We start from the raw sequence: 1,274 nt of genomic DNA, 5'->3' as shown, positions 1-1,274 counted from the left end.
CGGTAAGCACCGCCTGGTGCTCTCGGACGCCATGGGCGCCTATGCGGCTGGCGATCCGCTGTACGAGCATGTGGAATACCACGCCCCGGGCTGGAAGATCGATGCCGAGTACATCCACAGCTTCGTTCCCCAGCACCAGCTCACCAGCGGGAAGTACGCCACCCGGGACTACGACTACACGCGACCCAGGGCGGATCTGAGTGTTTCTCGAGCTGACCCACGCCCCACAGGGCAGGCCGAGGGCGAGGTCTACCAGTGGCATGCCTCGGGAGCGGGAGGCAGTCACTACGCCCAGCCCAATGCGGGTGCAGATGCAAGCGCCGATCCTCACGGCCAAGGCCGCCTGCTGTCTCTGCTGCGCATGCAGGCACTGCGCACCCACGGCGCCCGGGTCCAGGCCAGCGGCAACCTGCGGGGCATGGTGCCCGGATGCACCTTCCAGCTGAAGAAACACCCGAGGGAGTCGGCCAACGCCGAGTACCTGATCCTGGACACCCGCTTGCTCATCGAGGACGTGGCTGAAGACAGCCAGAACCGAGAAGCCACTGTCGACCGCAAGCAGCAATGGCGCGTACAGGTGGACTTCACGGCCCACCCGGTCACAGAGCCCCTGCGGCCCGAGCCGACCCAGCCCAAGCCCGCCATGGTCGGCCCGCAGGTGGCGCTGGTGGTGGGCCCCGAGGGCCAGAACCTGTGGACGGACGAGCTGGGGCGCATCAAGGTGCAGTTCCCCTGGGATCGGCTGGGGCAGAAGAACCAGCACAGCAGCTGCTGGGTGCGGGTGAGCTCGCCCTGGGCGGGCAACCAGCTCGGGGGCATCCAGATCCCGCGCATCGGGCAGGAAGTCATCGTGAGCTTCATCGCGGGAGACGCGGACCTGCCCATCTGCATGGGAAGAGTCCACAACCAGGTGAACCTGCCGCCGTGGCAACTCCCTGGTCAGAGCGCATTGAGCGGGTTCAGGAGCCGGGAGCTGACCGAGGGCGGAGGCAACAGTGCGGCGGGCCGGTCGAACCATCTGATCCTGGATGACACCGCCGAAAAAATCCAGGCGCAGCTCAAGAGCGATCACCAGAGTTCCAGCCTGAGTCTGGGGGCGATCACGCGCATCGAGGACAACGCGGGCAGAAAAGACCCCAGGGGCGAGGGCTTCGAGCTGCGCACTGACGCCCATGGCGTATTGAGAGCGCAGGACGGCATGCTCATCACCACCGAAGCAAGGGGCAACGCGGCGAACCATGCCAAGGACATGGGAGAGACGGTTCAGCGACTAA

General features: G+C 66.1%; 1 protein-coding gene. It reads left to right on the top strand.

Features of this window, described 5'->3' with window-relative positions; genetic code table 11:
• Positions 1-1,274: type VI secretion system Vgr family protein (locus tag AC1RL8_RS31225; protein ID WP_492687439.1), on the top strand; the 1,274-nt coding region annotated here is incomplete at both ends.

It is taken from the genome of Variovorax sp. GW822-FHT04E09 (assembly GCF_058800845.1).
The sequence above is the reverse complement of the archived record's forward strand: the minus strand, read 5'-3'. Positions and strand labels throughout refer to the sequence as shown.